Below are 24298 nucleotides of genomic sequence, written 5' to 3' on the forward strand. Positions count from 1 at the left end.
AGCCGCTCGTCCTACCCGGCCTGGGGGACCAGAATTGACGCCGGAGATATTTCCGGAAGGAATTCAGTGTGAATGCGAGATTCCGGGCTACGGTGGGTTCGCCGGGACGGGGGTGCTCAGGACGCAATGGAGCGCCACGAGCATGCCACCCTGCTGCATGCCGACGGCGAGATCGAGCTCGCGACCGCCGCCCGGCTCGCGGCCGAACTCGCGGCGTGCTCCGGTGAGATCCTTCTCGATCTGCGCAGTGTCACGTTCATCGACTGCGCAGGAGTGACCGTTCTCGTCGACGCCACCCGCCGCGCTGCCATCGGTGGCGGCCGGCTGCGGATCGTCCCGGGCCGGGCCATGGAGAGGCTGGCCGACATCCTCGGTCTGGCAGGCGAGCTGCACCTCGAGGACGAGCTGAGCCTGCGCAGGTGCCACGCACGACCTGCCGCCGACGCCTGATCCTCGAGCTCGCTCCACGCGGGCGGGGGCTGCAGGTGATCGCCGCGGTGTCGGCGGCATGGGCTCCGGAAAAGATTCCGGCAACCAGCGCGGGAGGCACGGGGAGTACGCGGTGCAGGCCGCGATCGCCGCGTGCCATGCCCGGGCACTCACCGCCGCCGACACGGACTGGGCGCGAATCGCGACGCTGTACGACGTGCTCGCGGAGATGGCGCGGTCTCCTGTGGTGGAGCTGAACCGGGCGGTCGCCGTCGGCATGGCGTTCGGTCCCGCCGCCGGCCTGCACCTGCTCGACCAGCTGGGTACGGAGCCCGCCTTCGCGGGATACCACTTCCTGCCCAGCGTGCGGGGCGACCTGCTGACCAAGCTCGGCAGGCACGGCGAGGCCCACGTCGAGTTCGCGCAGGCGGCGTCGCTCACCGCGAACGGACGCGAGCGCACCCTCTTTCTCGGGCGGGCATCGACGGCGCTGGCGCTGCTTCGTGGCGAGGACCGCGAGCCGCCGGGGTGACTTCGGCCGCCACGGGCACGGCCGGGCGATGCTGCTGCCTGCGAGAACGGCCGACCGGCCGCGCCTGTGCCCACGGTGTCCGGCTTGCGCGCGGGCCCGGCCGGCCTGCTATCTGGTGAGGTGTCCGAAAGCGTCGCCACGGGACGGGCAGCGAACCCGCCCGCCATGGTCCGGAGCCGCGTGGGCGTGCGCGGCGCCGTGCTCCTGGCTGCGGTGTTGCTGCTGGCCGGGTGCGCCGGTCAACAGCCGGAGATCGAGCGGATCGCGTCCACGTTCGCAGCGGCCGACCCCTCCGCCCGGTGTGCGGTGCTGGCACCGGCCACCGTGGCGGCGGTGGAGGCGGCACGGTCCGAGTCGTGCGTCCGGGCCATGGCGCAGCTCTCGCTTCCCGAGGGCGCGGTCGTGTCGTCGACGGTGCGGGGCGACGAGGCGCAGGTGCAACTCGTCGGGGACACGGTCTTCCTGACCAGGACGAGCTCCGGGTGGAGGGTCACCGCCGCGGGCTGCAGGTCCCGCGGCGGTGCGTCGTACGGCTGCAGGCTCGCGGGGCCATGGGGCGGCGGCGTACCCGGCCCGGCGCGCTGGTAGCGGCGCCGGGCCGGTGGTTCCCGTCTCAGCCGCCCTGGTCGCCCGCCGGGAGGTCGGGGGAGCGGGGGTCCTGTGACGTCCCGCTGCCGTCCTCGTCGGTTCGGCCGACCGGTCGGCCTGCCGCGCCCTTGGTCCCGACGTCGTCACGGTCGGGCGCGATCTCCTCGCCGCCCTTGCCGTGTTTCTCGCCGACTCCGAGAGGGGGTTCCGGGTTCATCTCGGTCGCGGCCATCCCCGACCGTTCCTCGTCGGATGCGGGAGACGGTGGCCCGGGGGGCCCCGCAGTCGAGGCGTCGAACGCCTTGCGGGTTCCTTCCGCGCCTTCGCCACTGTTCTCGCCCCGTAGGTCGTCATAGGGGGGTGTCGGCACCTGGGTTTCGCCTGCCGTGCCGTATTCCGGTCCTCGGCTCGACCGGCCGCCAGGAGCTTCCTGTTGGACGTCCGATATTTGCTTGTCGGGGCTGGTCTTGTCGTCATCGACCATGATGATCACCTCGCACCTGATTACCCGGCGTTCAGCTGCAGGAATCCGGCCGATCAGGCGATGAGTGGTGCACTTACCGGCGTCGTGCACCCCCGCCCATTCCGGTGTTCGCTCCGTCCGCTGTGGACTGCCGATTCACTCACTCTGAGTGACGACCTGTTCAGCGGATCGTGAGAAAAAATCTTGGTCGTAACCCCGATGGAGTCTCCGTCGTTTCATCGTTGCGCGCACTGCAGCCGGGGGGCTCGAGGTAGTCACCCGAACGCGGCCATCCCTGTCTGATTCGCACGGTTTGGGTCTTATGCCACAGCACACATCGCCACAACAGGTGGCGTCATCCGAAGATCCGTCACGTCCATCCCGCAAGCCGCTCCTGATCGGAGCGGTTGTGGGCGTTGTCGCGGTGTTGGCCGTGGTGATCGGCTTCGCCGCCTTCAGTGGGCCACCTGCCGCGTCGCCTGCGGGCATCGCAGCAGGTGAGGTCGCGCCTGCCGCCGGCGAGCTCCCCCTGAGCAGCACGTACACCACAGTGGACGGTGCTCCTCAGGACTCGGCGGCGACAGCGAAGACGGACGGGCTCGTCGTCCACCCGATCCGGGAGACGCCGGTCCACGACTCCCCGAACGGACGCGCCATCGCCAGGATGGAGCCGACGCAGATCGGCGACACCTGGCTGCCCGTGATCGGGGAGGACTCGGGCTGGGTGCAGGTCCTGCTGCCGTCGAAGCCGAACGGTTCGACGGGCTGGCTGCGCTCGGAGGACGTCAAGCGCGCGAACACGCCCTACCTCGTCACTGTGCACCTCGGGTCGAAGAAGCTCGAGCTGCACCGCGACGACAAGGTCGTCGGTCAGTGGACCGTCGGCATCGGCAAGGAGTCCGCTCCCACGCCGACAGGTCGGACCTTCCTGCTCGGAGCGTTCTCCGACAAGAAGCAGACCTACTCGCCGGTGATCCTCCCGCTCGGGACACACAGCCCGACGCACGACACCTTCGGCGGTGGTCCCGGGACCGTCGCCATCCACACCTGGCCGACCGATGACGTCTACGGCACCGCAACCAGCGATGGATGCATCCGGGTGCCGGCCGATGCGCTCGACCAGCTGTCCGAGGTGCCGCTCGGCACCCTCGTGATGATCGATGAAGATTGAGGGGTTTGCACCACAGTGAACACGAAGAAGCTCGCCGGCGCGGGGGCGGCGGCGTTCAGCGCCGCAACAGCGGTGACGGCTCTGCTCCTCGGCTCGTCCGTCGCGGTCGCGCAGGAGGCTGCGCCCGACTCGGCGTACGCCCTGTCGGCCTCCGGCCTCCTGAAGATCGACCCGGTCACCTACGTGGAGTCGACCGACGGCAACCACGTCGAGGGCCAGCTGGCGGGCATCGGTGACGTTCTGGGCGAGCACCAGAGCGACATCGGCGTCGGGGTCCTGACCGCAGAGGCCAAGGGTGGGTCGGCGGAGACCTCGGTCACGAAGCTCAACCTCCTCCAGTTGCTCCGCGCCGACCTGGTGCGCACCTACTGCAACGACGGTGACGGCGGCCTGCAGATCATCCGCGGCACGATCCTCGGCCGCGACCTGCCGGAGGCCCCGGTGCCCAGCCAGGCGATCGACATCTCGCCCCTGCTGAAGCTGACCCTGAACGACCAGGTCCGTCACGAGGACGGCTCCCTCACGGTCACGGGCATCGAGCTCACCGTGCTGCCGGGTGCCGGCGAGGACCTGGACCGGGTGCTCACCAGCGACGAGCGCAAGGCCCTTCCGGAGCTGGGCGGCCTGCTCGGCGCCGACCTCCCGGGCGGCGTCAACACCGTTCGTGACGTGGTCGACGGGCTGAGCGGCGAGCTCGGCGTCCAGGTCGACCCGTCCAAGCCGGTGCAGACGATCACCGTCGGCTCGGCCACCTGCAGCGCCGGCGACGGCGATGACAACGGTGACGGCAACGGCAACGGTGACGGCAACGGCAATGGTGACGGCAACGGTGACGACAACGGCGACGACGACAACGCCGCTGACACCGACACCGCTGCGGTCGCGACCGCGCCGAAGCCCGAGGTCATGGACGCGTCCCTGCCGGTCACCGGCTGATCTTCGCGATTCCTGCTAACGGGCGGGGGCCGATTCGGCCCCCGCCCGTTCGTCGTTTCCGCCGTTGCTCAGCCGTCGCCCCGCGGCCCGGTCCGGGCTCGTCCGTCGGGAGCCGACGGCAGCCGCCAGCGCATCTCCACAGTGGTGCCCGTGTCGTCGTGACGGACGTCGGCGTCGTCGCTGAGCCCCCGGATGATGAGCAGCCCCCGGCCCCGCCACCCGGGGTCGGCCGCCGGTGCCCGCCATCGTCCCTGGTCGCGGACCACCACGACGATCTCACCGTCGCCGGTCAGCTCCGCGTCCAACAATGCCATCGCGCCGTCGCTGTCGGGGTAGGCGTGGTCGGCGACGTTGGCGAGCGCTTCGTGGGTGGCCAGCACCAGGTCGTCCACCGTCTCCTCGGACGCCCCGAGACCTTCTGCCCACGCGGCCATGCGGCTCCGCACGGCCGCCAACTCGTACGGCAGTGACGGTCCGTCGAGGCGCAGCCTCAACGGGTCCGGGCCTCGGGCGGGCGCAGACATCGATCACTCCCGGTCGGCATCCGTGCCACGTGCGCAGATCCGTCAGGATCTCCGGCGGTCGGAAAGGGCGTACCCACAGCCGGGTGCGCCCAATCGGACGCCTCCGGGGTGTCGGTGCTGGGGTACGGTTCAGATCCGTTGGACCCTTCAGCAGCGGCCGGGCCGGCCGCCGTCGGAGAAGGGGTCGCATCATGCAGGTACCATCGCGGCAACCGACCGTCGATCCGCCGGCGTTCGCCCTCGAGGTAGCCGGTGATCCGCCGAAGGCCACCGTCCGGGTCATCGGCGAGCTGGACATGCTCACGGCTCCTCACCTGGAACGGGAGCTGGATCTGCTCTGCGAGCGCGGGTACCGCGAGGTCGATCTCGACGTCGTCGGCCTGACGTTCGTCGCGGCCGCCGGGCTCACCGCCTTCGCCCGTTCCGACCGCAGACTCCGCGCGATGCCCGGGCGGCTGCGGCTCGTCGGACCCACGCCCCGGTGCCGGCGGTTGCTGGCGCTCACGGGGCTCGACGCGACCCTGACGATCAGCTGAACCGGCCCTGCGCCGTCCCGTGATCGGCTGCGGGTATGGATCGTGCCCCGCCTGCGTTGGGTGCCATGTGGATCAACGTGGAGGCGTGCCCGACCGGACCTGGCTGATCGCGGTCGCGGCGGCGCTGTGGGGTACCGACGGCCTGCTCCGTCAGCCGCTCGCCGGACAGCTCCCGGCAGCGACGATCGTGTTCTGGGAGCACCTGCTGATCGTGCTGGTGCTGGTGCCGTTCCTGCCCTCCGCGGTGCGGGCCTTCCGCTCGGCCACACCCAAGGAACGCACCGCGCTGGTCCTGATCGGCGCCGGTGCCTCCGCCGTCGCGACGGCGCTGTTCACGCAGGCCTTCCAGCTCGGTGACCCGGTCACCCCGCTCGTGCTGCAGAAGCTGCAACCCGTGATCGCCGTGGTGGCAGCGGCTCTGCTGCTCGGAGAACGGATGCGCGGCCGGTACTGGCTGTTCGCGGTGCCCGCCCTCGCGGGGGCGTGGTTGATGGCCTTCGCAGACCCGTTCTCGGCGGCGCCGAAGGCGGTGCTCGCCGCGCTGCTGGCAGTGGGCGCTGCCGCGCTGTGGGCCGTGGGCACGGTGCTCGGCCGGATGGTGAGCGTGCGTATCGCCAGCCGCGATGTCACCGTGCTCCGGTTCGCGATCGGGCTGCCGGCCAGCGCGATCGTGCTCGCTGCGCAGGGCGCACCCGTCGCCGTCACCCCGGCCCAGCTCGGTCCGCTCGTACTCCTCGCGCTGATCCCCGGCCTGCTCGGGCTGGCGCTGTACTACCTCGGCCTGCGCTCCACCGCCGCCGCCCGCGCGACGCTCGCCGAGCTCGCGTTCCCCGTGACCGCCACGCTGGTGGGAGTGGGCCTGCTCGGCACCGAGCTGAGCCCGACGCAGTGGCTGGGCCTGGCCGTGGTGGTCGCGTCGGTCACCGCGCTCGGCCTGCGTGAGCGCACCCGAGAGCCCGTCGTGCAGGTGGCGCCGGCGTCCTGACGGCAGTCACAGCCCTCCCGCGCGGAACTCGTCGAGGATGCGGCGCTCCCGTTTGGTGGGACGCCCGGCGCCGCGGTCGCGCCGGGCCACGGGGATGGCGGCCTCCGGCGGGGGAGCCGGGGTGCGGTCGATGAAGCAGGTGGCCGCGTCGGCGGCACCCACCCGCTTCTGGATCACCCGGACCACCTCCACGATCCGGGTCGTGTCGTGCACCCGCGCCCGCACCTCGTCGCCGGGCTGCACGAGGGTGGCCGGCTTCGCCGGGCGGTCGTTCACCCGCACGTGCCCGCCGCGGCAGGCCGACGCGGCGTCCGGGCGGGTCTTGGTCAGGCGCACCGCCCACAGCCAGCGGTCCAGTCGAGTCGACTCCACATCCCGATGATGGCCGCTGCCGCCCACCGGCGCGAGAGCCGCACACTCAGCGGTGACTCACGGGCGACGGATGCGCAGCTGGTCGACCACCACACGCACGCGGGGATCCTGGCGGAGCTCCTCGAGTGAGACCGGCAGCGGCAGCCGCCAGTTCGGGTACTCGTCGACCGTCCCCGGCAGGTTGGGCTGGCGGACCTCCCCCACGACGTCGTAGGGGGAGATGAGCACCAACCGCGATCGGCTGCGGGCGAGCAGCGCATGGATCGCGACCACCAACTGGTCCTCACCGGGGTCCTCGCCGGTGACAAGACCCTCCCCGCGCAGCAGCTCCACCAGCTCCAGCCGGTCGATGCGCGCCTTGGCCGCCTCGGCCGCCACGTCGTCGAGCAGACCCAGCTCGGCTCGCGCCCGCACGTGCTCGCCCCGCAGGAAGCCGGCAGCTGTCGGCAGATCGTGCGTCGACACCGTGGCCACCGACTCCTCCGGCCAGCGCTCCGGAGGCAGCAGCGGCTCGCCGGGCGCGTCGAGATCGCGGGTGAACCACAGGACCGACGATCCGAGCATCCCCTTCTCCGCGAGCCCCTCGGTGACCTCCGGCTCGACGGTGCCCAGGTCCTCGCCGATCACCAGCGCGCCCGCCCGGTGGGCCTCGAGGGTGAGCACCGCGAGCATGACCTCGGCGTCGTAGTGGACGTAGGTGCCGCGGTCGGCCGACTCGCCCGGCGGTACCCACCAGAGCCGCCAGAGGCCTGCCACGTGGTCGATCCGCAGCCCGTCGGCCTGCCGGAGCAGCGCGCGCAGCAGGTCGCGGTACGCGGCGTACCCGGTGGCAGCGAGCCGGTCCGGGCGCCACGGGGGAAGCCCCCAGTCCTGCCCCTGCTGGCTGAACGCGTCCGGCGGAGCGCCCACCCGCACCCCGAGGGCCAGCACCTCCTGCAGTGCCCAGCCGTCGGCGCCCTGCGGGTCGCATCCGACGGCCAGGTCGTGCACCACGCGCACCCCGGCGGCCCGCGCGGCGTCCCGCACGCCGGCGAGCTGCGCCTGCACCTGCTGCTGCACCCAGGCGTGGAACGCCACCCGCGGGCCGAGCTCCTTGCGCATCCCGGCCACACCGGGTGCGTCCGGGTGCCGCAGCTGCTCCGGCCACAGGCTCCACCGTCCGCCGAAACGTTCCGCGAGCGCGCAGAACGTGGCGAACTCCCACAGGTCGGCGTCCGCGTCGCGGGGTTCGGGACGGCCCTCGGAGCGCCACAGCAGTTCCAGCGCCGCGCGCTTGGCCGCCCACACCCGGTCGTGCTCGATCTCCCCGCCCGCCGTCTCCGGGCGGAGTGCGTCCACCTCGGCCCGGGTCGGACCGTCGGCGCGGCGGTACGCCTCGAGGTCGGTGATCCGCAGCGCCATCGGTGTGCCGAAGCGCCTGCTCGACGGCGTGTACGGCGACGGCTGCACCGGCGGCACGGGCGTGATCGCGTGCAGCGGGTTGAGCAGCACCGCGCCCGCGCCGTGCTCGGATCCCGTCCAGGCGGTGAACTCCCGCAGGTCGCCGAGGTCGCCGATGCCCCACGAGCCCGCCGAGTGCAGCGCGTAGAGCTGCAGCATCCAGCCCCAGGTGCGCGGGGAGGGCTCGAGCGCAGGCGGTGCGACGACGACGGTCACCTCCTGGTCGCCCGTCTCGAGCCGGTACCAGCCCGGCTCCAACCCGGCGGGGATCTCGGTGACCTCCCGCCGTGCGCCCAGCTCGTCGACCAGCACACCGGGGCCCGGCAACGGGCGCGGCCGGTCCGTGCGCGCCGAGATCGTGCCGGGCAGCTTCCCTGCCGCAGCACCGGCCCGCGCCACGGCCAGTGCGGCCCGTGTTGCCTCGGGACTGCCGGCGTCGACGTCGAGCAGGCCGAGCACCTGGATCACGACATCCGGATCGACCTGTACCGGCCGCCGCCCCCCGTCTCGGTACTCCGTCGCCACGCCGTGCGCAGCGGCCAGTTCCCTCAGCTCTGTGTCCACATCGCTCCGTTCCCGCACCGCACCTGATCTACCCCGATCAGGGGGAGATCGGGCCCGCCGTCACGCCGAGAGCCCACGTACGTGGCATTACCAGCGGTAACAACCCACCCACCACTACCTGATCGAGGCGCCCCACGGGTGCTAGGTTCCTCGCTGGGCTATTCGCCCGGTACTCCCGCAGCGCACGTGCGTCCATGGTGGTCCCGGCCGCATGATCGTTGTCACCGGGGGTCATGGGGTGGTGACGGGGGAGCGGGAGACTGCCGGGATGAGCACGCTGGGTCTGATCGCATTGGGTGTCGCCGTCGTGGCCGTCGGTGTGTTCATGCTCCTGCGCAGCCGGACGGCCGGCTCCGACCCGAACCGCCCGAAGACCGTCGCCGACCTCGTCCGGCTCCGGGCCGAGAGCAGCGGATCGCTGGTTGCGGCTGCTGTGGCGGTGCAGAACGGCGGGCGGGACGCGGCCGCGCCCGACAGAGCCGGACCACCCGAGCCCTCGCCGCCGGGTCCGGTCACGGTTGTGTCCGACCGGCCCCAGGCCGCCGCGCCCAGCCCGTGGGAGCCGGAGCGCCAGGCCGGACCGGAAACCGCTCAGGCGGGCGCTGCCGGGATCCCCGAGCAGCCGGCCCCCGCGGTGCACATCCCACGCCCGGCCGAACCCCCGCGGGAGCAGCCCGCCCCTCAACTGCTGCCCACCGTCGACGACACCCCGTGGGGCCGCGCCGCCCGGATGGTCGCGGGTGGCGACGGCACCGGGTCGTGGCAGGCACCGGCGTCCGTGGAGATCGTCCCCCTGCGCCTGGTGTCGCCGACCGACCGGTCCTCCGGCACGGGGTCCGAGGCGTGGGCCGGGTGGGCGGACTGGGCCGATGTCGACGCCGAGGAGGACGCGAGAAGCGCCCCCGCCGCGCCGGCCCCCGACCCGGGCTTCGGTGAGTCCGGCAGGGGCCGGGAGGAGATCCCGGACCCGCGGGAAGGAGCCGACCGCTCACCGACCCCCGCTGCCGACCCCGCTTCTGCCGAACCGGGGGGTGCCGGGACGGCCGCCGCCGAGCCGACTGCTGCGGGGTCGGGCGCTGTTGGGTCGGGCGCTGCCGAGCCGACTGCCGCCGGGCTGAGCGCTGACGGGGCTTCTGCTGCCGAGCCAACTGCCGCGTCGGGTGCTGCTGGGTCGGGTGTTGCCGACTCGATTGCCAATCCGGACGCCGGCCGATCGACGCCTGCCGGGTCGAGCGCCGCCGGGTCGGCTGCTCCCAATTCAGGTGCTGGTGGGCCGACCGCTGCTGGGCCGACCGCTGCTGGGCCGACCGCTGCTGGGCCGACCGCTGCTGGGCCGACCGCTGCTGGGCCGACCGCTGCCGGGCCGACCGGTGCCGGGCCGACCGGTGCCGGGCCGACCGGTGCCGGGCTCATTCCTGCGGGGCCGACTGCTCAGTCGGGCGTTGCTGGTTCGGGCGCGGCGAGGTCCGGGACTGCCGGACCGACCGCTGCCGGGCCGGTTCCTGCGGGGCCGACTGCTCAGTCGGGCGCCGGTGGTTCGGGCGCCGCGAGGTCCGGCACTGCCGGGGCGAGCGCGCCCGGGTCGCCCGGTGATGAGTCGACTGCCGCCGGGCCGGTACCTACCGGGCCGACCGCTCCCGGTTCGGGCGCCGCTGGTTCGGGCGCCGTCGGGGCCGGCGCCGCCGACCGCCGTGCCGGCGCATCCGAGGGTGCGCGGCCTACTGCCGGCGGGCCAGGCACCGTCGGCTCCAGCGGTGCCCTCGTCGGTTCCGTGGCCGCCGCGTCCGCTGGTGCTCGACCGACCTCCGCCGGCCCCGCGGGCACCGGCGCTGGATCTGCGCCCGTCCGACCTCCCTCCGTCGAGCCGGCGACCCGTGGGGAGTCCGGGTCAGGGCGATCGCTCGCGGTCGTGCCCGCCACTTCCGGACCTCCGACGCCGAGCGGGGCCGCCCCCGCCGCAGGGAGCGCGGATGCGGCCGCCGCCCACGCCCGGCAGTCCGCCGTCGAACGGGCCGCCGAGCAGGCCGCGGCCGACCTCGCGCTGCTGCGCACGTTCGGCTTCGCCGACCCCAGTCTGCGCCCGGACAGCGCGCCGGTGGTGCAACTGGTCAGCCGGCACGAGCCCGTGCCGGAACCGCCGGTGCAGGGAGCGCCGCAGCCGGTGCGGTTCCGTGCCGTGCGCCGCGGCGGCGCTCCGGCCGGCAAGGTCGCCGTCACGCTGCTCGACGACAGGGGCCGGGTCGTCGCGGAGGACGTCGCGGGAGCCGACGGGCGCGGCGAGATGCGTGCTCCGGGCGCCGGCAGCTTCGTGCTCGTCTGCACGGCTCCCGGACACCAGCCCGGCGCCACCGCGATCACGGTGATGGACGGCCCGATCGACACCGAGGTACTGCTGGTGCGGTCGGCGTCGCTGTCCGGGTCGGTACACGGAGAGGACGGCCCGATCGCGGGCGCGCGCGTCACGCTGGTGCAGGACGGCGAGATCGTCGACTCGGTCGACACCGGTCCGGACGCCGAGTACCGCATCGAGGACCTCGCAGGCGGCGAGTACGGGCTGTCGGTCGTCGCAGCGGGATGCGAGCCCATCGCGATCCTGCTCGAGATGCCGGACGAGGCCGACCTGCGCCATGACGTCGATCTGGAGCCGGCTGGTGTCGGCGCCGCGTACGACCGGACCGACGACGACCTGAGCATCGGAAGGCCATGACCGACGGACTCGATGAACGGGAACAGGCGAGGCGGGTCGAGGGCAGGTTCACCGGTGCGCGTGGCGTGGAGATCTACTGGCAGGGCCGGTTGCCCGCCGGGGAGCCCACGGGCGTGCTGCTGGTCGTCCACGGCCTCGGTGAGCACTCCGGCCGCTACGGCAACGTCGAGGATGCCGTCCTGCCGGACGGGTGGGCGGTCTACGGCCTCGACCACCGCGGCCACGGACGGTCCGGAGGGCGGCGAACCCACCTCGTCCGCTACGACGACTGGCTGGCCGACCTGGACGCCTTCCGCCGCCAGGTGGTGGCCCGCCACGACGGCCTGCCGGTCGTCATGCTCGGGCACAGCATGGGCGGCCAGATCGCGCTGGCCTACGCGCTGGAGCACCAGGACACGCTGAGCGGTCTGGTGCTCTCCGCGCCGGCACTCCGCAACAACTCGCTGCCGAAGGCCACTGCCGCGGTACTCCGGTCGCTCGCTCTGGTGGCGCCGACGCTGCGACCGGCCGGAATCGACACCACGAAGATCAGCAAGGACCCGGAGGTCGTCGCCGCCTACCAGGCCGATCCGCTGGTGCACCACGGTCGCCCGACGCTCGGGCTCTCGTCGGCGTTGTTCGCGCAGTTCGACGTGCTGCCCGAGCGGGCCCGTGAGCTGCGGATCCCGGTGCTGATGCAGCACGGGGACCTGGACGAGCTCGTCGACCCCGCGGGCATGCGGCTCCTGGAGTCGACCTGCGGCTCACCGGACCGGACGGTGCACTGGTACGAGGGGCTCTGGCACGAGATCTACAACGAGCCCGAGCGCGACCGCCCGCTGTCCGACCTGCGGAAGTGGCTGGCCGCGCACCGCTGATCGCCCCGAGATCCGCCGATCCGCCCTCGCAAGGGCGAAGACGAGGATCTCGTCCGGGCTCCGCGCACCATGATCGCTCTGAGATCCGCCGATCGGCCCCAGCGGGGGCGTACAGCCGGATCTCGCGGCGATCATGGGGCGGATCCGCGGATCTCGGAATGATCATGGGGGTGGTGGAACCGCGCGGGCGCGGGCGTCGTCGGTGTGGTGGTGCCGATCGAGTTGAGCTCGCCGTTCCGGGGGTCCGCCGCCGTCGCCGCCGGCCTCGTCACGCCGAAGGCGCTGCGTGGCCCCGGCTTCCGTCGACTGTTCACCGGGATCTTCGTCCGGGCCGACGTCGAGGTCGACCTGGAGTTGCGCTCGCGCGCCGCGCTGCTTGTCGTCGAGGGTCGCGGGGTGCTGGGAGGCTGGTCCGCGGCGGAACTGCTGGGCGCGTCCTGCGGGCCGGCGGATGCGGCGGCCGAGGTCGTCGTCGCGGGCGGCAGCCACAAGAACCGGCCCGGGTTGCGGGTGCGCCACGACCGGCTTCCCGTCGAGGAGATCATGACCTGGAGCGACGGGGTCCTGGTCACCACGCCCCAGCGCACGGCCTTCGACCTCGCCCGCCGAGCCCCGCTGGTCGAGGCGGTGGTCGCGGTCGACGCACTGGCGCACGTCCACGGGTTCGCCCCCGCCGAGCTCGTTGCCCTCGGATCGCGCCACCTCGGGGCGCGCGGGAGTGCGCAACTGCCGGAGGTGGTGGCGCTGGCCGACCCCCTCGCCGAGTCGCCGATGGAGAGCCGGATCCGGTTCGCATTACGGGCCGCGGGCCTGCCGGCTCCGGTGTTGCAGCATCCGGTCGGCCCGTACCGCCTGGACCAGGCGTACCCGGCGGCGCGGCTCGCCGTGGAGTACGACGGCCGCGACCACCTCACCCCGGAACGGGCCCTCTACGACCTCGACCGGCAGGCCTACCTCACCCGGCACGGATGGGTCGTGCTCCGGTTCCGGGCGCGGGACGTGCTGCTGCGGCCGTGGTGGGTGGCGGCGACGGTCCAGCGCGCGCTGGACCGCTGATCGCCGCGAGATCCGCGAATCCGCCCTCGCCGGGGCGAGCACGCGGATCTCGGAACGATCATGGGCCCGCGTCCCGTCGCTCCGAGCCGCGAGATTCGCGGATCGGCAATGGTGGGGGCGAAGACCCGGATCTCGGAACGATCATGGGGCGGGTCCGTGGCGCCGACACCATGATCGCCGCGTGCACCGGTTCGCCCTCGCGGGGGCGGACAGGCGGATCTCGGAACGATCAGGGGTTCGGTGCTCGTTTGAGGTGCGCGGATCCGCCCTCGCCGGGGCGAACACGTGGGTCTCGGAACAATCATGGCGGGCGGGTGGGGTCAGCGGGGGGTTGGTACCGCCGCAGCCATGTCGAACTCGATGTGTTCCGCGGTGAGGGTCGCCAGGGGGTGCCGGGGGAGGCGGACGGCCCGTAGCTCGTCGGCCATCGGGTGGCCGGGGGCCAGCTCCACCGTGGCGCCGCGGGGGCCGAGGCGGAGTCCGCCGATCCGGCCGCGGAGCCTGCTGGCCAGCACGGTGTCTCCGTGCGGGGCGAGGGCGGTGAGGGCGCCGGGCAGGGTGAGGGGGATTCGCCAGGGCAGGGTGCGCAGGGCGGCGGTGAGGACGGGCGCGCCTGAGATGTCGCTCAGCCGGCCGGTGGCGGCGCGGCCGGTGATGTCCACCTCCGCCCTGGCGAGCCACTTCGGCAGCCCCCACAGCGCCCGGCCCGCCTCCAGCGTGAACGTCTCCGTCACTGCCATCTGGTGGATGTACGGGCCGATGCGGCGGCGGTGGCGGCCCAGCAGTGCGACGGCCACCTCGTGGTAGCTGCCGAGGTCGCCCGCCCGGTAGGTGATGAACGCCAGGACCAGCGGTGTCCTGCCGGCCACCGACACGAGCGAGAGTCCCGTGCCCGCGACGAGCGTGCTCGCCGCGGAGGTGCGGACGAGGTAGGTCGCCAGCGCCGCCGAGGCGTCGGTGATCCGCACCGGGAGGGTCAGTCTGCGGCCCTGGATCTCCCAACTGCCGTCGTCGAGGGGAGTTGCCACCTCGGAAGTGTGACGCACCAACCACGGTGGGAGGACACGTGGATGTCGGACATTTCACGGCCATTGCGTCGCGCGCTCTCGTGGCGTGGGACGAAGTGGCACGCTAGGCCTCAGGTGTGATCCGATGTCGCCATGGCGCCCGCTGCTGTCCTCGGAGAGATCTGGGGCTGCCGGCGTGCCGACCATTTCGACCAGTGCTGTTGCACGGGCTGAGGTTCTCGCCCCGCTCGTCCATCATCATCACTGGAGTACGTCCGTGCTGCTGCACGCCCCCACCTCGCTCGTCCTCGCCGACCTCACCGCGCTGACCCGTGAGGTCGCCTCCGAGGTGCACGCCGGTCTGCACCCCGTCACGATCGACCCCGACCGCCGCTGGTACCGGCTCCTGCGCAGCGACAGCTACGTCGACGTGTGGCTGATCAGCTGGGCCACCGAGCAGACGGCCGAACTGCACGACCACGCCGGCTCCCTCGGTGCGCTCACCGTGGTGTCCGGCAGCCTCGTCGAGCAACGCTGGGTGGGAGACGGGCTGCGGCCGCGACACCTGCGGGCCGGCCGCAGCGTCGGGTTCCCGCTCGGACACGTGCACGACGTCGGCAACCCCGCACCGACGCCCGCCGTGAGCGTGCACGCCTACTCGCCGCCGCTGAGCGCGATGTCCTACTACGCGGTGGAGCCCGACCAGCGGCTGCGCCGCACCCGTAGCGTGCTCGTCGAGGCGGGTTCCTCGGAGGGAGTCGGATGAGCGAGCTCATGAGCCGCACGGTGCATGACCTGCTGGCGGCCGCCCGGGCCCGGTTGGACCGTCCCGACCCCGTCCGGGCCGCGGCGATGGTGGAGCAGGGCGCGATCCTCGTGGACACCCGGCCGGGGTGGCAGCGCGAGCAGGAGGGCGAGCTGCCCGGTGCTCTGGTGATCGAGCGCAACCACCTGGAGTGGCGCCTGGACCCGGCATCGGACGCGCGGATCCCGCAGGCCACCGACCACGACGTCATCTGGATCGTCTTCTGTTCCGAGGGCTACAGCTCCAGCCTCGCCGCGGCGTCTCTGCAGGACATCGGGCTGCGCAACGCCACCGACCTCGACGGGGGCTACCAGGCCTGGAAGAAGGTTTTCGGCCCCGTCACGTGAAGGCGCCGATCCCGGTGATGTCACGCCCGACGATCAGGGTCTGCATCGTCTCGGTGCCCTCGAAGGTGTGGATCGACTCGATGTCGGCCCAGTGCCGCACCACGTGGTGCTCGAGCAGGATCCCGTTGCCGCCGAGCAGGTCGCGGGCCTCGGAGAGGATCGCGCGTGCGGTGCGCGTGTTGTGCATCTTCGCCAGCCCGGCCACCGTGGGCGACAGCCGTCCCGCGTCGGCGAGCCTGGCCAGCTGCATGCAGTAGAGCTGCATGCCGGTGAGGTCGGCGAGCATGCGCACCAGCCGTTCCTGCACGATCTGGAACGACGCCAGCGGCTTGCCGAATTGCTGCCGCTCCATGGCGTAGCGCAGGGCCGCCTCGTAGCCTGCCGTGGCGTGCCCGAGTGCCATCCAGGCGCAGGTGCCCCGGGTGCTGGCGAGCACCCGGGCGGCGTCCTTGAACGATCGCGCGTTCACCAGCCGGTTCTCGTCCGGCACCCGGACGCCGGTGAGGCGGATGTCGGACTGCCACACCGACCGCAGCGAGACCTTCCCGGTGATCACCTCGGCCTGGTAGCCCTCGGTCGGCGTCTCGACGACGAACCCGAGCACGTCACCCGAGTCGGTGTCGCGGGCCCAGACCACCACGAGGTCGGCGATCGTGCCGTTGCCGATCCAGCGCTTGGCGCCGTCGAGCACCCAGTGGTCGCCGTCGCGGCGGGCGGTGGTCTCGAGGGCGACGGAGTCCGATCCGTGCTCCGGTTCGGTGAGCGCGAAGGCCCCGATCTCGTCCAGGCCGGCCATGGCAGGCAGCCAGCGCTGCTTCTGCTCCTCCGAGCCGCACATCGCGATCGACTGCATGGCGAGCCCGGCGTGCACGGCGAGGAACGTGCCGAGCGAGCCGTCCCCGCGGTGCAGCTCCATGTGCACCAGGCCGCAGGCGAGCGGGCTCATCGCGGCCGCGCCGTAGCCCTGGATGTCCTCACCGACGACGCCGAGCTCGGGCAGCCTGCGGAACAGGTGCCAGGGTAGCTCGGCATTCTCCCAGTAATCCCCGATGTCGGGCAGCACCTCGTCGTCGACGAACTTCCGGACGGCGATGAAGCGGTCCCACTGCTCGTCGGTGAACTGCTCGCGCACGAAGAAGAAGTCGGTGCCCAGTGCCTCACCGAGGTGGGCGTAGCGGGTGCTCGGACGGTCCCGATCCTCGGTCATCGCCCGATACTGGCACGTGGTCAGGGGTGCGGCAGGGCGTGCAGGGCGTCGACGAGCGGGGCGAGCTCGGGGTCGGCCCGCGCGCCGTCGAGCGCCTCCGACAGGGCGCGGTCGTGTACCGGACGCGCCTGCTCCTGGAGCTCCTTGCCGTCGGTGGTGAGCGTGCTGTAGATCCCGCGCCGGTCGTCGTCGCACAGGTAGCGGCTCAGCAGTCCGCGGCCCTCCAGCCGGGTGACGAGCCGGGTGGTGGCGCTGTGGGAGAGCGCCGCCGCACCCGCGAGCTGCTGCATGCGCATGTGCCAGCTGTCCTGCCGGGCGAGGGTGTCGAGCACCGTGTACTCGACGACCGAGAGGCCGCACTCGCCCTGCAGCGCTTTCTCCAGCGCCTCGTCCAGGCGTGCGTGCAGTGCGGCCAGCACGCGCCAGCCGCGGGCGCGCACATCCACCACGTGGTCGGTCACGGCCACCGCTCACCTCCGGTCCTTGCGGACGATCATACGGGGTTGCCGCCAGTAGGCCGCGTGTGCAAATGTTGCACACGCTCTCTACTGGCGTTCGGAAGGGACTGCAATGCAGAACACCGCGCTCGTCGTCGGTGCGAACGGCGTCATCGGTGGCACGCTCGCCGCGCACCTGGCCGCGCTCCCGGAGTGGGAGGTCGTCGGCCTCTCGCGGCGCGGTGGCCCGCCGGACGGGCCGGTCCGGCACGTCGCGGCCGACCTGTTCGACCCGGCAGGGGTGCGGGACGCGCTGCGCGCGCATCCCGGGGTGACACACGTCTTCTATGCGGCCTACCAGGACCGGCCGACGTGGTCCGCGCTCGTGGAGCCCAACGTCACGATGCTGCGCAGCGTGCTCGACGCGGTGGCGTCCACGGCTCCCGACCTGCGGCACGTAAGCCTCATGCAGGGGTACAAGGTGTACGGCGCCCACCTCGGGCCCTTCGCCACGCCGGCGAGGGAGAGCGACCCGCCCCACATGCCGCCGGAGTTCAATGTCGACCAGCAGCACCTCGTCGAGGCGCGAGCGGCCGAGGCGGGCTGGACCTGGTCGGCCATCCGCCCGTCGGTCGTCGCGGGGTTCGGGCTCGGCAACCCGATGAACCTCGGGGTCGTGCTCGCCGTCTACGCCTCGATCAGCGCCGAGATGGGCGTCCCGCTCCGGTTCCCCGGCAGGCCGGGTGCTTACGACGCGCTGCTCGAGCTGACCGACGCCGGGCTGCTCGCCGAGGCGACGGTGTGGGCGGCCACCGATCCCCGGTGCGCGAACGAGGCCTTCAACATCGCCAACGGCGACCTGTTCCGCTGGAGTCGCATGTGGCCGGTGGTCGCCGGGGCGTTCGGGCTGGAGGTCGCGCCGCCGCTGCCCATGTCGCTCTCGGACGTGATGGCGGACAAGGAGCCGGTGTGGGACGCGATGGTCGCGCGGCACGGGCTGGCCCCCACGTCGTACGCCGACGTCTCGTCCTGGGCGTTCGGCGACTTCGTCCTCTCCTGGGACTACGACATGTTCGCCGACACGTCCAAGTCACGGCGGTTCGGCTTCCACTCCTATGTGGACACGGAGGCGATGCTGCTGCGGCTGTTCGACGATCTGCGTCGGCGTCGGATCATCCCGGGCTGACGGCCACGGAAGGCATGGGTGCCGCGTGACTCCGTACGACATCCTGTGGGCCGACGGGCAACGGGAGGAACGACGTGGACGAGGTCGAGGAAGTCCGATCCGACAACAGTCTCGCGGTGGTGGGGAGCGTCGCGACGGGCGGCAGCGTGGCGGTGGCGGGGAGCGTGGCGACGGCCGGCAGCGTGGCCGTCGCCGGCAGCGTCGCCACATCGGGAAGCGCGGGTGTGGCCGGCAGCGTGGCGACGGCCGGGAGCGCCGGGATCCTCGGCAGCGTGCTGACGATCCTGAGCGTCGGGCTGCTCGCCTGCATCGCGTGTCTGGGCTGTGTCGGCTGCCGCCGCTGCGTGGCCTGCATCGGCTGTGTCGACTGCGAAGGCTGTGTGGGCTGCATCGGCTGTGTGGGGCTGCGAGGCGCCGTGGGCAAGGTGGGTAACCGGTAACGCTGCGGTTCACCTCCGAGCTGTGCTGCGGTTGCAGGACCCGGACGTCACCGTCAATATGGTGACGTGCACGTGTTCGTGAGCGGGCGGGTGTCGCTGGATCTGGCCGGCACCCTCAAGTGGCGACGTCACAAGCAGGAGGAACTGCTGTCGGCCGGTCGCGACGTCGCCGAGTGGGTGGTGGAGGCGGGCCTGCTGACGCATCCCCCGGTGGTCGACGACGCCGCCGTCGCGGAGGTGCGCCGGCTGCGCGAGCTCGTGTACGCGGCCACGAGAACCGAGCCCGAGCGGCGGGTGCAGGCCGCGGAGCTGCAGGAGCTCGCCGACCCGCCGCCTGTCCGGTCGGTGCTGACGGCGGACGGCGCGCTCGAACGTCGCGGCGACCTCGCCGCCGTCCTGTCCACGGTGGCGCGCGATGCCATCGAGCTGATCGGCTCGGCGGAGCTGGCCAAGGTGCGGGAGTGCGGAAGGCCCGAGTGCACCCGGCTGTTCGTCGACGACTCCCGCGGCAAGCCCCGCCGCTGGTGCGGCATGACGGAGTGCGGCAACCGGATGAAGGCCGCCGAGTACCGGCGCAGGCAGCGCCGCGAGCGGGGCGGGCCGCCGGCGCTAGCGACGGGCCAGTGAGCCCAGCCGGGTGAGGATCTCCGCCAGCAACGGTCCGCTGGTCGCGAAGTTGAGCCGCAGGTACCGGCGACCGTCGTCGCCGAAGGGGGCGCCGCCGTCGAGCAGGACCCGTGCGCGGGTGAGCACCTCGTCCACCGGGTCGTCGCCCAGCCCGAGGACGTCGGCCTCGAACCAGTAGAGGTAGGTCGCCTCGGGCATTGTTGTCACCTCCGCGCCCCAGGAGGCGAGAGCCGCGCTGACCTCGTGCCGGTTCCGGTCGAGGACGCGCATCAGCCGGTCCTGCCATTCGGAGCCGTGCTGCCAGGCCGCGAGGCTGCCGGCCACGCCGACCGTGGACACCGTGCCGTAGAGGTCCACCGGTGGGGCGTCACGCAGTGCCAGCAGCCGCTGCGGACCGAAGTGCGCCACCGAGCACCGCAGCCCGGCCAGGTTGAACGCCTTGCCCGCCGAGGTCAGCGTGACGGTGCGGGCCGCGGCGTCGTCGGAGAGCGAGGCGAACGGGATGTGCCGGTGCGGCGCGTAGGTCAGCTCGGCGTGGATCTCGTCGCTGATCACCAGCAGGTCGTGGCGCCGGGCGATCCCCGCGATCTCGGTGAGCTCGTCGCGGGTGAAGACGTGCCCGGTCGGGTTGTGCGGGTTGACCAGCAGCAGGGCCCGGCAGTGCTCCCGGGCGACGGCGTCGGCGAGGCCGGCGATGTCGGGAGTCCAGCCCGTGGGGTTTCTGATCCACGGCGAGGGGACCCGGCGGCGCCCCATGGCGTCGAGAGTGGCGAGGAAGGGCGGGTAGTTCGGGGTCTGCACCGCCACGGCGTCCCCGGGCGCGGTGCCGAGGTGCAGCACGAGCTGGAGGGCCTGGAGGAGGTCCGTGTGCTCACGGACGTCGGCAGGCGAGATCGTCCAGCCGTAGCGCTCCTGCATCCGGTCGGCGAAGGCCGCCCGGAGCGGGCTGCCGCCCGGCCAGTCGGGGTAGCCGAGATCGCCGTGCCGGACGGTGTGGTCGATCGCGTCGGCCACCACCTGCGGAACGTCGAAGTCCATGTCCGCCACCCACGCGGGCAGGACGCCAGGAGCGACCCGCTGCCACTTCACCCCAGGACGTCGGCCCAGCTCGTTCAGGGGGAGCTCGTCGAACAGTGGGTCGCTCAGCCGGAGTGCCCCGCCGGTGCTCATCACACCCGCTCCCGGTGGAGAAGGTCGCAGGTCAGCTGCACCTGGCCGTGGTGCTGCGCCAGCTCCTCGAGCACGTGCAGGAGCACACCTGCGCAGGACAACGGCCGTTCCGGGCCCTCGTAGTCGCCGGCAGGAGGGTTCTTCGGGCTGCCCGCCAGGTCGGCACCCGCGAGATCGGCGGCCACCCGGCGTTGCACGTCCGTGACCTGGCGGCGCAGGTCGTCCACGCTGCCCGTCGCGCTGAACTCCCCTGCCCGGTTCCGGCGGGTCGGGCGGCCCGCGACCACATGCCCGATCCAGTAGTCGGCCACTTCGACGCAGTGGTGAACGATCGCGAAGGGGCTGTTCGCGCCCTGAAGTGGCGGCCTCGTGTTGATCGCGTACTCGTCCAGCTCGCCCAGCGCGTCGAGCATCCCCGTGAAGGCGCGCGCGAGGAAGTACAGGTACTCGTCGGTACCGGGGACCACTGCCGTTCCCATGCCGAACCTCCTCGGAATCACCGTTCATCGGGTAACGGGAGTCTTCGCGCGCGGGGCGTCACTGTCAAGACGGTGATGGTGCCGCGCCCGGTGATCGCTCCGCGGTCGTCAGCGCAGCGCCTCGGTGATCGCGTCGGCGTTCCGGTCGATCCACACGCGCGTCCGCGCGGCCCTGGCCGCGGCCTCCGGCGTCCAGTACTGCACGAATCCCGACACCCCGCGCTCGGCACCGTCGCGCACGATCTCGCACATCCACTCGTGGCTCGCGCGTAGCGCGGTGACGAACTCGGCGCGGCCGGCGTCGTCCAGGCCGTAGGCGTCGACGAAGATCCGCAGGCGCAGCAGTTCCCGGCCGTGCCGGACGTCGGAGATGTCGGCAGGCGCCCGCAGCGGTGCCCACAGCCGGGCCGCCGCGGCCACGTCCCACACCGCGTTGCCGGGACCGGCGAGGTCGAAGTCGATCAGCGCGACCGCACGGCCGTCCCGGAAGACGATGTTGTCCAGGTTCGGGTCGTTGTGCGCGATGCCGCCACCGTCGAACGGGGCGGGGGCGGGGTGCGACCACGGGTAGGGCGACGGGTCGAACCCGGCCGTCGCGTCGTGGAAGCGCCGGAGCAGCAGTCCGACGCTGGTCAGGGCGGCATCGGTGAGCCCCCACGCCGGTGCCGGGGCGATGACGGCCTGGCCCGGCACGTAGCTGAGCACCTCACGGCCCGCACCGTCGGTGCCGAGCGCGCGAGGCGCTCCGTCGAACCCCACGTCTTCCAGATGACGCAGCAGGGCGTGCGTGGCTGCGCTCGTCGGCCGCCACGGCCTGCGCACCGTGTCGCCGACCCGATGAACGCGGCCACGGTTGGCCGTGCCACCCGGCAGGGGCACCTCCACCGTCATGCCGCCACCGTCACGACCCGGCTTCGCGGATCAGTGCCTCCGCCAGCGTCGAGTGCGTCACCAGGCTGTCGACCATCCCGCCCCTGACGGCGGCGAGCACCGCCTTGACCTTCGCGGTGCCGTAGACGATCGCGATCACCTCGGGGACGGCCCGCATCTGCTCCGCCGTGATGCCGATCATCCGCTCGGTGAGGTCGGAGGCCACGGGTGCCCCGTGGGCGTCGACGAGCACGCCGGAGATCTCGGCGGCAACCCCGAGCCTGCCGAGCTCGCGACGCTCCGCCTCGCTGGTGGCGTCGTAGAGGGTGGACTGCTCGGGCGCCCACGCACCCACGCCCGCGACGGCGCGGGTGACCGAACCGATCCGGGAGAACGCCCGCGCGACCTCCGGCTGGCGCCGCAGGGCCTGGGCGGTGGCGGCGTCCGGCACGGCCATCGGCGCGTAGAAGAAGTAGGCGGGCCCACCCGCGACGCGGGCGACGTCGCGGACCACCTCGATCGAGCTGTCGTCCACACCGGGACGGGCCAGCGCGCCGGTGAGCTGGATGACCGGCACGGTGGCGAGCCGCTCCAGCGCCGTGGCCATGGCGCTGACCGACCGGGCCCACGAGAGGCCGAGCACGTCGTCGGGGGTGACGAGCTCCGTCAGCAGTTCGGCGGCGGCCGCGCCCAGGTGTTCACGGAGTGATGCGGGGTGGTCGTCGGGGGTGTCGGTGACGACGCAGTGCTGCAGGCCGAGGGTCTCCATCAGGCGGGCCGAGAGCTCGACGTCGATCACGCCGGGGTGGCCGATCTCGATGCGCACCAGCCCGCTGCTGCGGGCGTCGTCGAGCAGCCGGGCGACCTTGAACCGGCTGAGGGCGAACTCCTCGGCGATCTCGACCTTCGAGCGGCCGTCGAGGTAGTACCGGCGGGCGACCGACGCGGTGAGAACGAGGTGGGCCGGTCCGTGTGCACTGCCGCCTCTGACCGCGACCACGGCTCGGCCCCCCTCGACGTCGCTCATTTGAGCGATCCGTCGCCCATTCTTACACAACCCATTGACTGGACGTGACCGTTCCCACAGGCTCACCTGTGATCAGGGCGCCGCTCATCTGAGCACGCCCATGGGTCCCGGGAGGACGCGATGAAGCGAACGGGCATGCGCGTTGCGCTGCTCGCTCTCGCGGTGATGCTGGCGAGCACGGCCTGCGCGGGCTGGGGCGGTGGCGTCGGCGGCGGCGGGGCGAACAGCATCAACGTGCTGATGGTCAACAACCCGCAGATGATCGACCTACAGCGGCTCACGGCCGAGCACTTCACGAAGGACACCGGGATCTCGGTCAACTTCACGGTGCTGCCCGAGAACGACGTACGCGACAAGATCAGCCAGGAGTTCTCGAGCCAGGCGGGCCAGTACGACGTCGCGTCGCTCTCGAACTTCGAGATCCCGATCTACGCCCGCAGCCGGTGGATCGCGCCGCTCGACCAGTACATCGCCGCCGACCCGGCCTTCGACCAGAAGGACATCCTCGCGCCGATGACCACGTCGCTCAGCGGCGACGACGGGAAGATCTACGGCGAGCCCTTCTACGGCGAGTCGTCGTTCCTCATGTACCGAAAGGACGTGCTCGCGGCCGCCGGGATCACGATGCCGGCCAAGCCCACCTGGCCGCAGGTGGCCGACATCGCCGCCAAGGTGGACGGCGCCGAGCCCGGGATGGCCGGCATCTGTCTGCGCGGGCAGCCGGGCTGGGGCCAGGTCTTCGCGCCGCTCACCACCGTCGTCAACACCTTCGGCGGCACCTGGTTCACGGCCGACTGGCAGGCGCAGGTGAACGCGCCGCAGTTCCGTCAGGCCGTGCAGTTCTACGTCGACCTCGTGCGGGCGCACGGCGAGGCGGGCGCCCCGCAGGCCGGGTTCACCGAGTGCCTCAACAACCTGGTCCAGGGCAACGTCGCGATGTGGTACGACGCCACGTCCGCTGCGGGCTCGCTCGAGGCGGCCGACTCGCCCGTGCGCGGCAAGATCGGTTACGCGCCCGCACCCGTCGTGGAGACCGCCAGTTCCGGCTGGCTGTACGCGTGGTCGTGGGCCATCCAGGAGGCGAGCCAGAAGAAGGACGACGCGTGGAAGTTCATCTCCTGGGCGTCGAGCAAGCAGTACGAGGAGCTCGTCGGCCAGGAGGTCGGCTGGTCGAACGTGCCGGCGGGCAAGCGGGCGTCGACGTACGAGAACCCGGACTACCTGGCTCAGGCCGCGGCGTTCGCCGGACCGACGAAGGCGGCGATCGAGAGCGCCGACCCGCGCAACCCCGGGGTCCAGCCGAGGCCGGCGATCGGCATCCAGTTCGTGGACATCCCGGAGTTCCCCGACCTCGGGACGCAGGTGTCGCAGGACGTGAGCTCGGCGATCGCCGGGCTGGTGACGGTGGACCAGGCGCTCGACCGGGGTCAGCAACTCGCTGACGACGTGGCGGAGCGCTACCGGGCCCGGGCGGAGGGCGGATCATGAGCGAGCTTGCGAGCGAATCATCGACACAGCGTCTTCGCGAATCATCGG

The 24298-nt window shown here is 72.4% G+C and carries 27 protein-coding genes; 16 read left to right on the forward strand and 11 right to left on the reverse strand.

What is annotated here, in order from left to right:
- The first annotated feature begins 126 nt into the window (after positions 1-126).
- The 3 genes from AC5L35_RS21235 to AC5L35_RS21245 all read left to right on the forward strand — a co-directional run bounded on the left by AC5L35_RS21235 (position 127) and on the right by AC5L35_RS21245 (position 1549).
- Positions 127-450 carry an STAS domain-containing protein gene (locus tag AC5L35_RS21235; protein WP_495061410.1) on the forward strand — a complete coding sequence of 108 codons (324 nt, stop codon included), beginning with the start codon at positions 127-129 and terminating at the stop codon, positions 448-450.
- Between the two features lie 58 nt (positions 451-508).
- Positions 509-961: a hypothetical protein gene (locus AC5L35_RS21240; protein ID WP_495061411.1), complete on the forward strand. Its 453-nt coding sequence runs from the start codon at positions 509-511 to the stop codon at positions 959-961.
- 120 nt (positions 962-1081) lie between these two features.
- Positions 1082-1549 carry a hypothetical protein gene (locus AC5L35_RS21245; RefSeq protein ID WP_495061412.1) on the forward strand — a complete coding sequence of 156 codons (468 nt, stop codon included), beginning with the start codon at positions 1082-1084 and terminating at the stop codon, positions 1547-1549.
- A gap of 25 nt (positions 1550-1574) precedes the next feature.
- Here AC5L35_RS21245 and AC5L35_RS21250 read toward each other — a convergent pair whose 3' ends face one another.
- Positions 1575-2042: a hypothetical protein gene (locus AC5L35_RS21250; protein ID WP_495061413.1), complete on the reverse strand. Its 468-nt coding sequence runs from the start codon at positions 2040-2042 to the stop codon at positions 1575-1577.
- Positions 2043-2421: 379 nt separating this feature from the next.
- On the opposite strand from AC5L35_RS21250, the gene AC5L35_RS21255 reads away from it, so the two are divergent.
- Together AC5L35_RS21255 and AC5L35_RS21260 are read left to right on the forward strand one after the other, a co-directional pair.
- On the forward strand, positions 2422-3183 hold the full coding sequence (locus AC5L35_RS21255) for a L,D-transpeptidase family protein (RefSeq protein WP_495061414.1): 762 nt from the start codon (positions 2422-2424) through the stop codon (positions 3181-3183).
- Between the two features lie 15 nt (positions 3184-3198).
- Positions 3199-4119, forward strand: coding sequence for a choice-of-anchor P family protein (locus tag AC5L35_RS21260; protein ID WP_495061415.1), 921 nt, complete (start codon positions 3199-3201; stop codon positions 4117-4119).
- 68 nt (positions 4120-4187) lie between these two features.
- On the opposite strand, the gene AC5L35_RS21265 is transcribed toward AC5L35_RS21260, so the two are convergent.
- A complete protein-coding gene (locus tag AC5L35_RS21265) occupies positions 4188-4643 on the reverse strand; it encodes an ATP-binding protein (protein WP_495061416.1) in 456 nt (151 codons plus the stop codon).
- A 191-nt stretch (positions 4644-4834) separates the two neighbouring features.
- On the opposite strand from AC5L35_RS21265, the gene AC5L35_RS21270 reads away from it, so the two are divergent.
- Both AC5L35_RS21270 and AC5L35_RS21275 read left to right on the forward strand, forming a co-directional pair.
- Entirely contained in the window at positions 4835-5179 is a 345-nt protein-coding gene (locus AC5L35_RS21270) for an STAS domain-containing protein (RefSeq protein ID WP_495061417.1), read from the forward strand.
- Between the two features lie 85 nt (positions 5180-5264).
- Entirely contained in the window at positions 5265-6164 is a 900-nt protein-coding gene (locus tag AC5L35_RS21275; protein ID WP_495061418.1) for a DMT family transporter, read from the forward strand.
- Positions 6165-6170: 6 nt separating this feature from the next.
- Here AC5L35_RS21275 and AC5L35_RS21280 read toward each other — a convergent pair whose 3' ends face one another.
- Both AC5L35_RS21280 and malQ read right to left on the reverse strand, forming a co-directional pair.
- Complete coding sequence (locus tag AC5L35_RS21280) at positions 6171-6536, reverse strand: RNA-binding S4 domain-containing protein (RefSeq protein WP_495061419.1); 366 nt, start codon at positions 6534-6536, stop codon at positions 6171-6173.
- Positions 6537-6593: 57 nt separating this feature from the next.
- A complete protein-coding gene (gene malQ / locus AC5L35_RS21285; RefSeq protein WP_495061420.1) occupies positions 6594-8540 on the reverse strand; it encodes a 4-alpha-glucanotransferase in 1947 nt (648 codons plus the stop codon).
- 1909 nt (positions 8541-10449) lie between these two features.
- On the opposite strand from malQ, the gene AC5L35_RS21290 reads away from it, so the two are divergent.
- The 3 genes from AC5L35_RS21290 to AC5L35_RS21300 all read left to right on the forward strand — a co-directional run bounded on the left by AC5L35_RS21290 (position 10450) and on the right by AC5L35_RS21300 (position 13160).
- Positions 10450-11247: an MSCRAMM family protein gene (locus AC5L35_RS21290; RefSeq protein ID WP_495061421.1), complete on the forward strand. Its 798-nt coding sequence runs from the start codon at positions 10450-10452 to the stop codon at positions 11245-11247.
- The gene (locus tag AC5L35_RS21295) at positions 11244-12104 is read left to right on the forward strand and encodes an alpha/beta hydrolase (RefSeq protein ID WP_495061422.1); all 861 of its coding nucleotides are present in this window, start codon (positions 11244-11246) and stop codon (positions 12102-12104) included. The genes AC5L35_RS21290 and AC5L35_RS21295 overlap by 4 nt, the downstream gene beginning before the upstream one ends.
- Before the next feature lie 210 nt (positions 12105-12314).
- Positions 12315-13160, forward strand: a complete 846-nt coding sequence (locus AC5L35_RS21300; protein ID WP_495061423.1) for a type IV toxin-antitoxin system AbiEi family antitoxin — start codon at positions 12315-12317, stop codon at positions 13158-13160.
- A 320-nt stretch (positions 13161-13480) separates the two neighbouring features.
- Here the strand turns inward: AC5L35_RS21300 and AC5L35_RS21305 are convergent, their stop codons facing one another.
- Positions 13481-14188 carry an acetoacetate decarboxylase family protein gene (locus AC5L35_RS21305; RefSeq protein ID WP_495061424.1) on the reverse strand — a complete coding sequence of 236 codons (708 nt, stop codon included), beginning with the start codon at positions 14186-14188 and terminating at the stop codon, positions 13481-13483.
- 256 nt (positions 14189-14444) lie between these two features.
- On the opposite strand from AC5L35_RS21305, the gene AC5L35_RS21310 reads away from it, so the two are divergent.
- Positions 14445-14933, forward strand: a complete 489-nt coding sequence (locus AC5L35_RS21310; protein WP_495061425.1) for a cysteine dioxygenase — start codon at positions 14445-14447, stop codon at positions 14931-14933.
- Positions 14930-15319 (forward strand): rhodanese-like domain-containing protein, encoded by a 390-nt coding sequence (locus tag AC5L35_RS21315; RefSeq protein ID WP_495061426.1) that lies wholly within the window; start codon positions 14930-14932, stop codon positions 15317-15319. Before AC5L35_RS21310 ends, AC5L35_RS21315 begins: the two co-directional genes overlap by 4 nt.
- On the opposite strand, the gene AC5L35_RS21320 is transcribed toward AC5L35_RS21315, so the two are convergent.
- Positions 15312-16526 carry an acyl-CoA dehydrogenase family protein gene (locus AC5L35_RS21320; protein ID WP_495061427.1) on the reverse strand — a complete coding sequence of 405 codons (1215 nt, stop codon included), beginning with the start codon at positions 16524-16526 and terminating at the stop codon, positions 15312-15314. The genes AC5L35_RS21315 and AC5L35_RS21320 overlap by 8 nt on opposite strands.
- 20 nt (positions 16527-16546) lie before the next feature.
- Complete coding sequence (locus AC5L35_RS21325) at positions 16547-16993, reverse strand: MarR family winged helix-turn-helix transcriptional regulator (protein WP_495061428.1); 447 nt, start codon at positions 16991-16993, stop codon at positions 16547-16549.
- A gap of 103 nt (positions 16994-17096) precedes the next feature.
- On the opposite strand from AC5L35_RS21325, the gene AC5L35_RS21330 reads away from it, so the two are divergent.
- The 3 genes from AC5L35_RS21330 to AC5L35_RS21340 all read left to right on the forward strand — a co-directional run bounded on the left by AC5L35_RS21330 (position 17097) and on the right by AC5L35_RS21340 (position 19216).
- Positions 17097-18149: an SDR family oxidoreductase gene (locus tag AC5L35_RS21330; protein ID WP_495061429.1), complete on the forward strand. Its 1053-nt coding sequence runs from the start codon at positions 17097-17099 to the stop codon at positions 18147-18149.
- A 74-nt stretch (positions 18150-18223) separates the two neighbouring features.
- Entirely contained in the window at positions 18224-18589 is a 366-nt protein-coding gene (locus AC5L35_RS21335; protein WP_495061430.1) for a hypothetical protein, read from the forward strand.
- Between the two features lie 66 nt (positions 18590-18655).
- The gene (locus AC5L35_RS21340) at positions 18656-19216 is read left to right on the forward strand and encodes a CGNR zinc finger domain-containing protein (RefSeq protein WP_495061431.1); all 561 of its coding nucleotides are present in this window, start codon (positions 18656-18658) and stop codon (positions 19214-19216) included.
- Here AC5L35_RS21340 and AC5L35_RS21345 read toward each other — a convergent pair.
- The 4 genes from AC5L35_RS21345 to AC5L35_RS21360 form a co-directional block, all read right to left on the reverse strand.
- Complete coding sequence (locus tag AC5L35_RS21345; RefSeq protein WP_495061432.1) at positions 19199-20386, reverse strand: MalY/PatB family protein; 1188 nt, start codon at positions 20384-20386, stop codon at positions 19199-19201. The two genes, AC5L35_RS21340 and AC5L35_RS21345, sit on opposite strands and share 18 nt — an antisense overlap.
- Positions 20386-20865, reverse strand: coding sequence for a DinB family protein (locus tag AC5L35_RS21350; RefSeq protein ID WP_495061433.1), 480 nt, complete (start codon positions 20863-20865; stop codon positions 20386-20388). The genes AC5L35_RS21345 and AC5L35_RS21350 overlap by 1 nt, the downstream gene beginning before the upstream one ends.
- Before the next feature lie 108 nt (positions 20866-20973).
- Positions 20974-21756, reverse strand: a complete 783-nt coding sequence (locus AC5L35_RS21355) for a phosphotransferase (RefSeq protein WP_495061434.1) — start codon at positions 21754-21756, stop codon at positions 20974-20976.
- Positions 21757-21766: 10 nt separating this feature from the next.
- Complete coding sequence (locus AC5L35_RS21360) at positions 21767-22762, reverse strand: sugar-binding transcriptional regulator (RefSeq protein WP_495061435.1); 996 nt, start codon at positions 22760-22762, stop codon at positions 21767-21769.
- A 120-nt stretch (positions 22763-22882) separates the two neighbouring features.
- Here AC5L35_RS21360 and AC5L35_RS21365 point away from each other — a divergent pair, with 120 nt between their 5' ends.
- Positions 22883-24250 carry an ABC transporter substrate-binding protein gene (locus AC5L35_RS21365; RefSeq protein ID WP_495061436.1) on the forward strand — a complete coding sequence of 456 codons (1368 nt, stop codon included), beginning with the start codon at positions 22883-22885 and terminating at the stop codon, positions 24248-24250.
- Positions 24251-24298 lie beyond the last annotated feature (48 nt).

This window comes from Pseudonocardia sp. OZ21, assembly GCF_059359135.1.

What these genes read in the sequence shown, in the direction of transcription:
- AC5L35_RS21360 (WP_495061435.1), bottom strand. Translation starts at nt 22,762, where the DNA reads ATGAGCGACGTCGAGGGGGGCCGAGCCGTGGTCGCGGTCAGAGGCGGC.
- AC5L35_RS21365 (WP_495061436.1), top strand. Translation starts at nt 22,883, where the DNA reads ATGAAGCGAACGGGCATGCGCGTTGCGCTGCTCGCTCTCGCGGTGATG.
- AC5L35_RS21330 (WP_495061429.1), top strand. Translation starts at nt 17,097, where the DNA reads ATGCAGAACACCGCGCTCGTCGTCGGTGCGAACGGCGTCATCGGTGGC.
- AC5L35_RS21270 (WP_495061417.1), top strand. Translation starts at nt 4,835, where the DNA reads ATGCAGGTACCATCGCGGCAACCGACCGTCGATCCGCCGGCGTTCGCC.
- AC5L35_RS21350 (WP_495061433.1), bottom strand. Translation starts at nt 20,865, where the DNA reads ATGGGAACGGCAGTGGTCCCCGGTACCGACGAGTACCTGTACTTCCTC.
- AC5L35_RS21235 (WP_495061410.1), top strand. Translation starts at nt 127, where the DNA reads ATGGAGCGCCACGAGCATGCCACCCTGCTGCATGCCGACGGCGAGATC.
- AC5L35_RS21355 (WP_495061434.1), bottom strand. Translation starts at nt 21,756, where the DNA reads ATGACGGTGGAGGTGCCCCTGCCGGGTGGCACGGCCAACCGTGGCCGC.
- AC5L35_RS21295 (WP_495061422.1), top strand. Translation starts at nt 11,244, where the DNA reads ATGACCGACGGACTCGATGAACGGGAACAGGCGAGGCGGGTCGAGGGC.
- AC5L35_RS21315 (WP_495061426.1), top strand. Translation starts at nt 14,930, where the DNA reads ATGAGCGAGCTCATGAGCCGCACGGTGCATGACCTGCTGGCGGCCGCC.
- AC5L35_RS21265 (WP_495061416.1), bottom strand. Translation starts at nt 4,643, where the DNA reads ATGTCTGCGCCCGCCCGAGGCCCGGACCCGTTGAGGCTGCGCCTCGAC.
- AC5L35_RS21345 (WP_495061432.1), bottom strand. Translation starts at nt 20,386, where the DNA reads ATGAGCACCGGCGGGGCACTCCGGCTGAGCGACCCACTGTTCGACGAG.
- AC5L35_RS21320 (WP_495061427.1), bottom strand. Translation starts at nt 16,526, where the DNA reads ATGACCGAGGATCGGGACCGTCCGAGCACCCGCTACGCCCACCTCGGT.
- AC5L35_RS21240 (WP_495061411.1), top strand. Translation starts at nt 509, where the DNA reads ATGGGCTCCGGAAAAGATTCCGGCAACCAGCGCGGGAGGCACGGGGAG.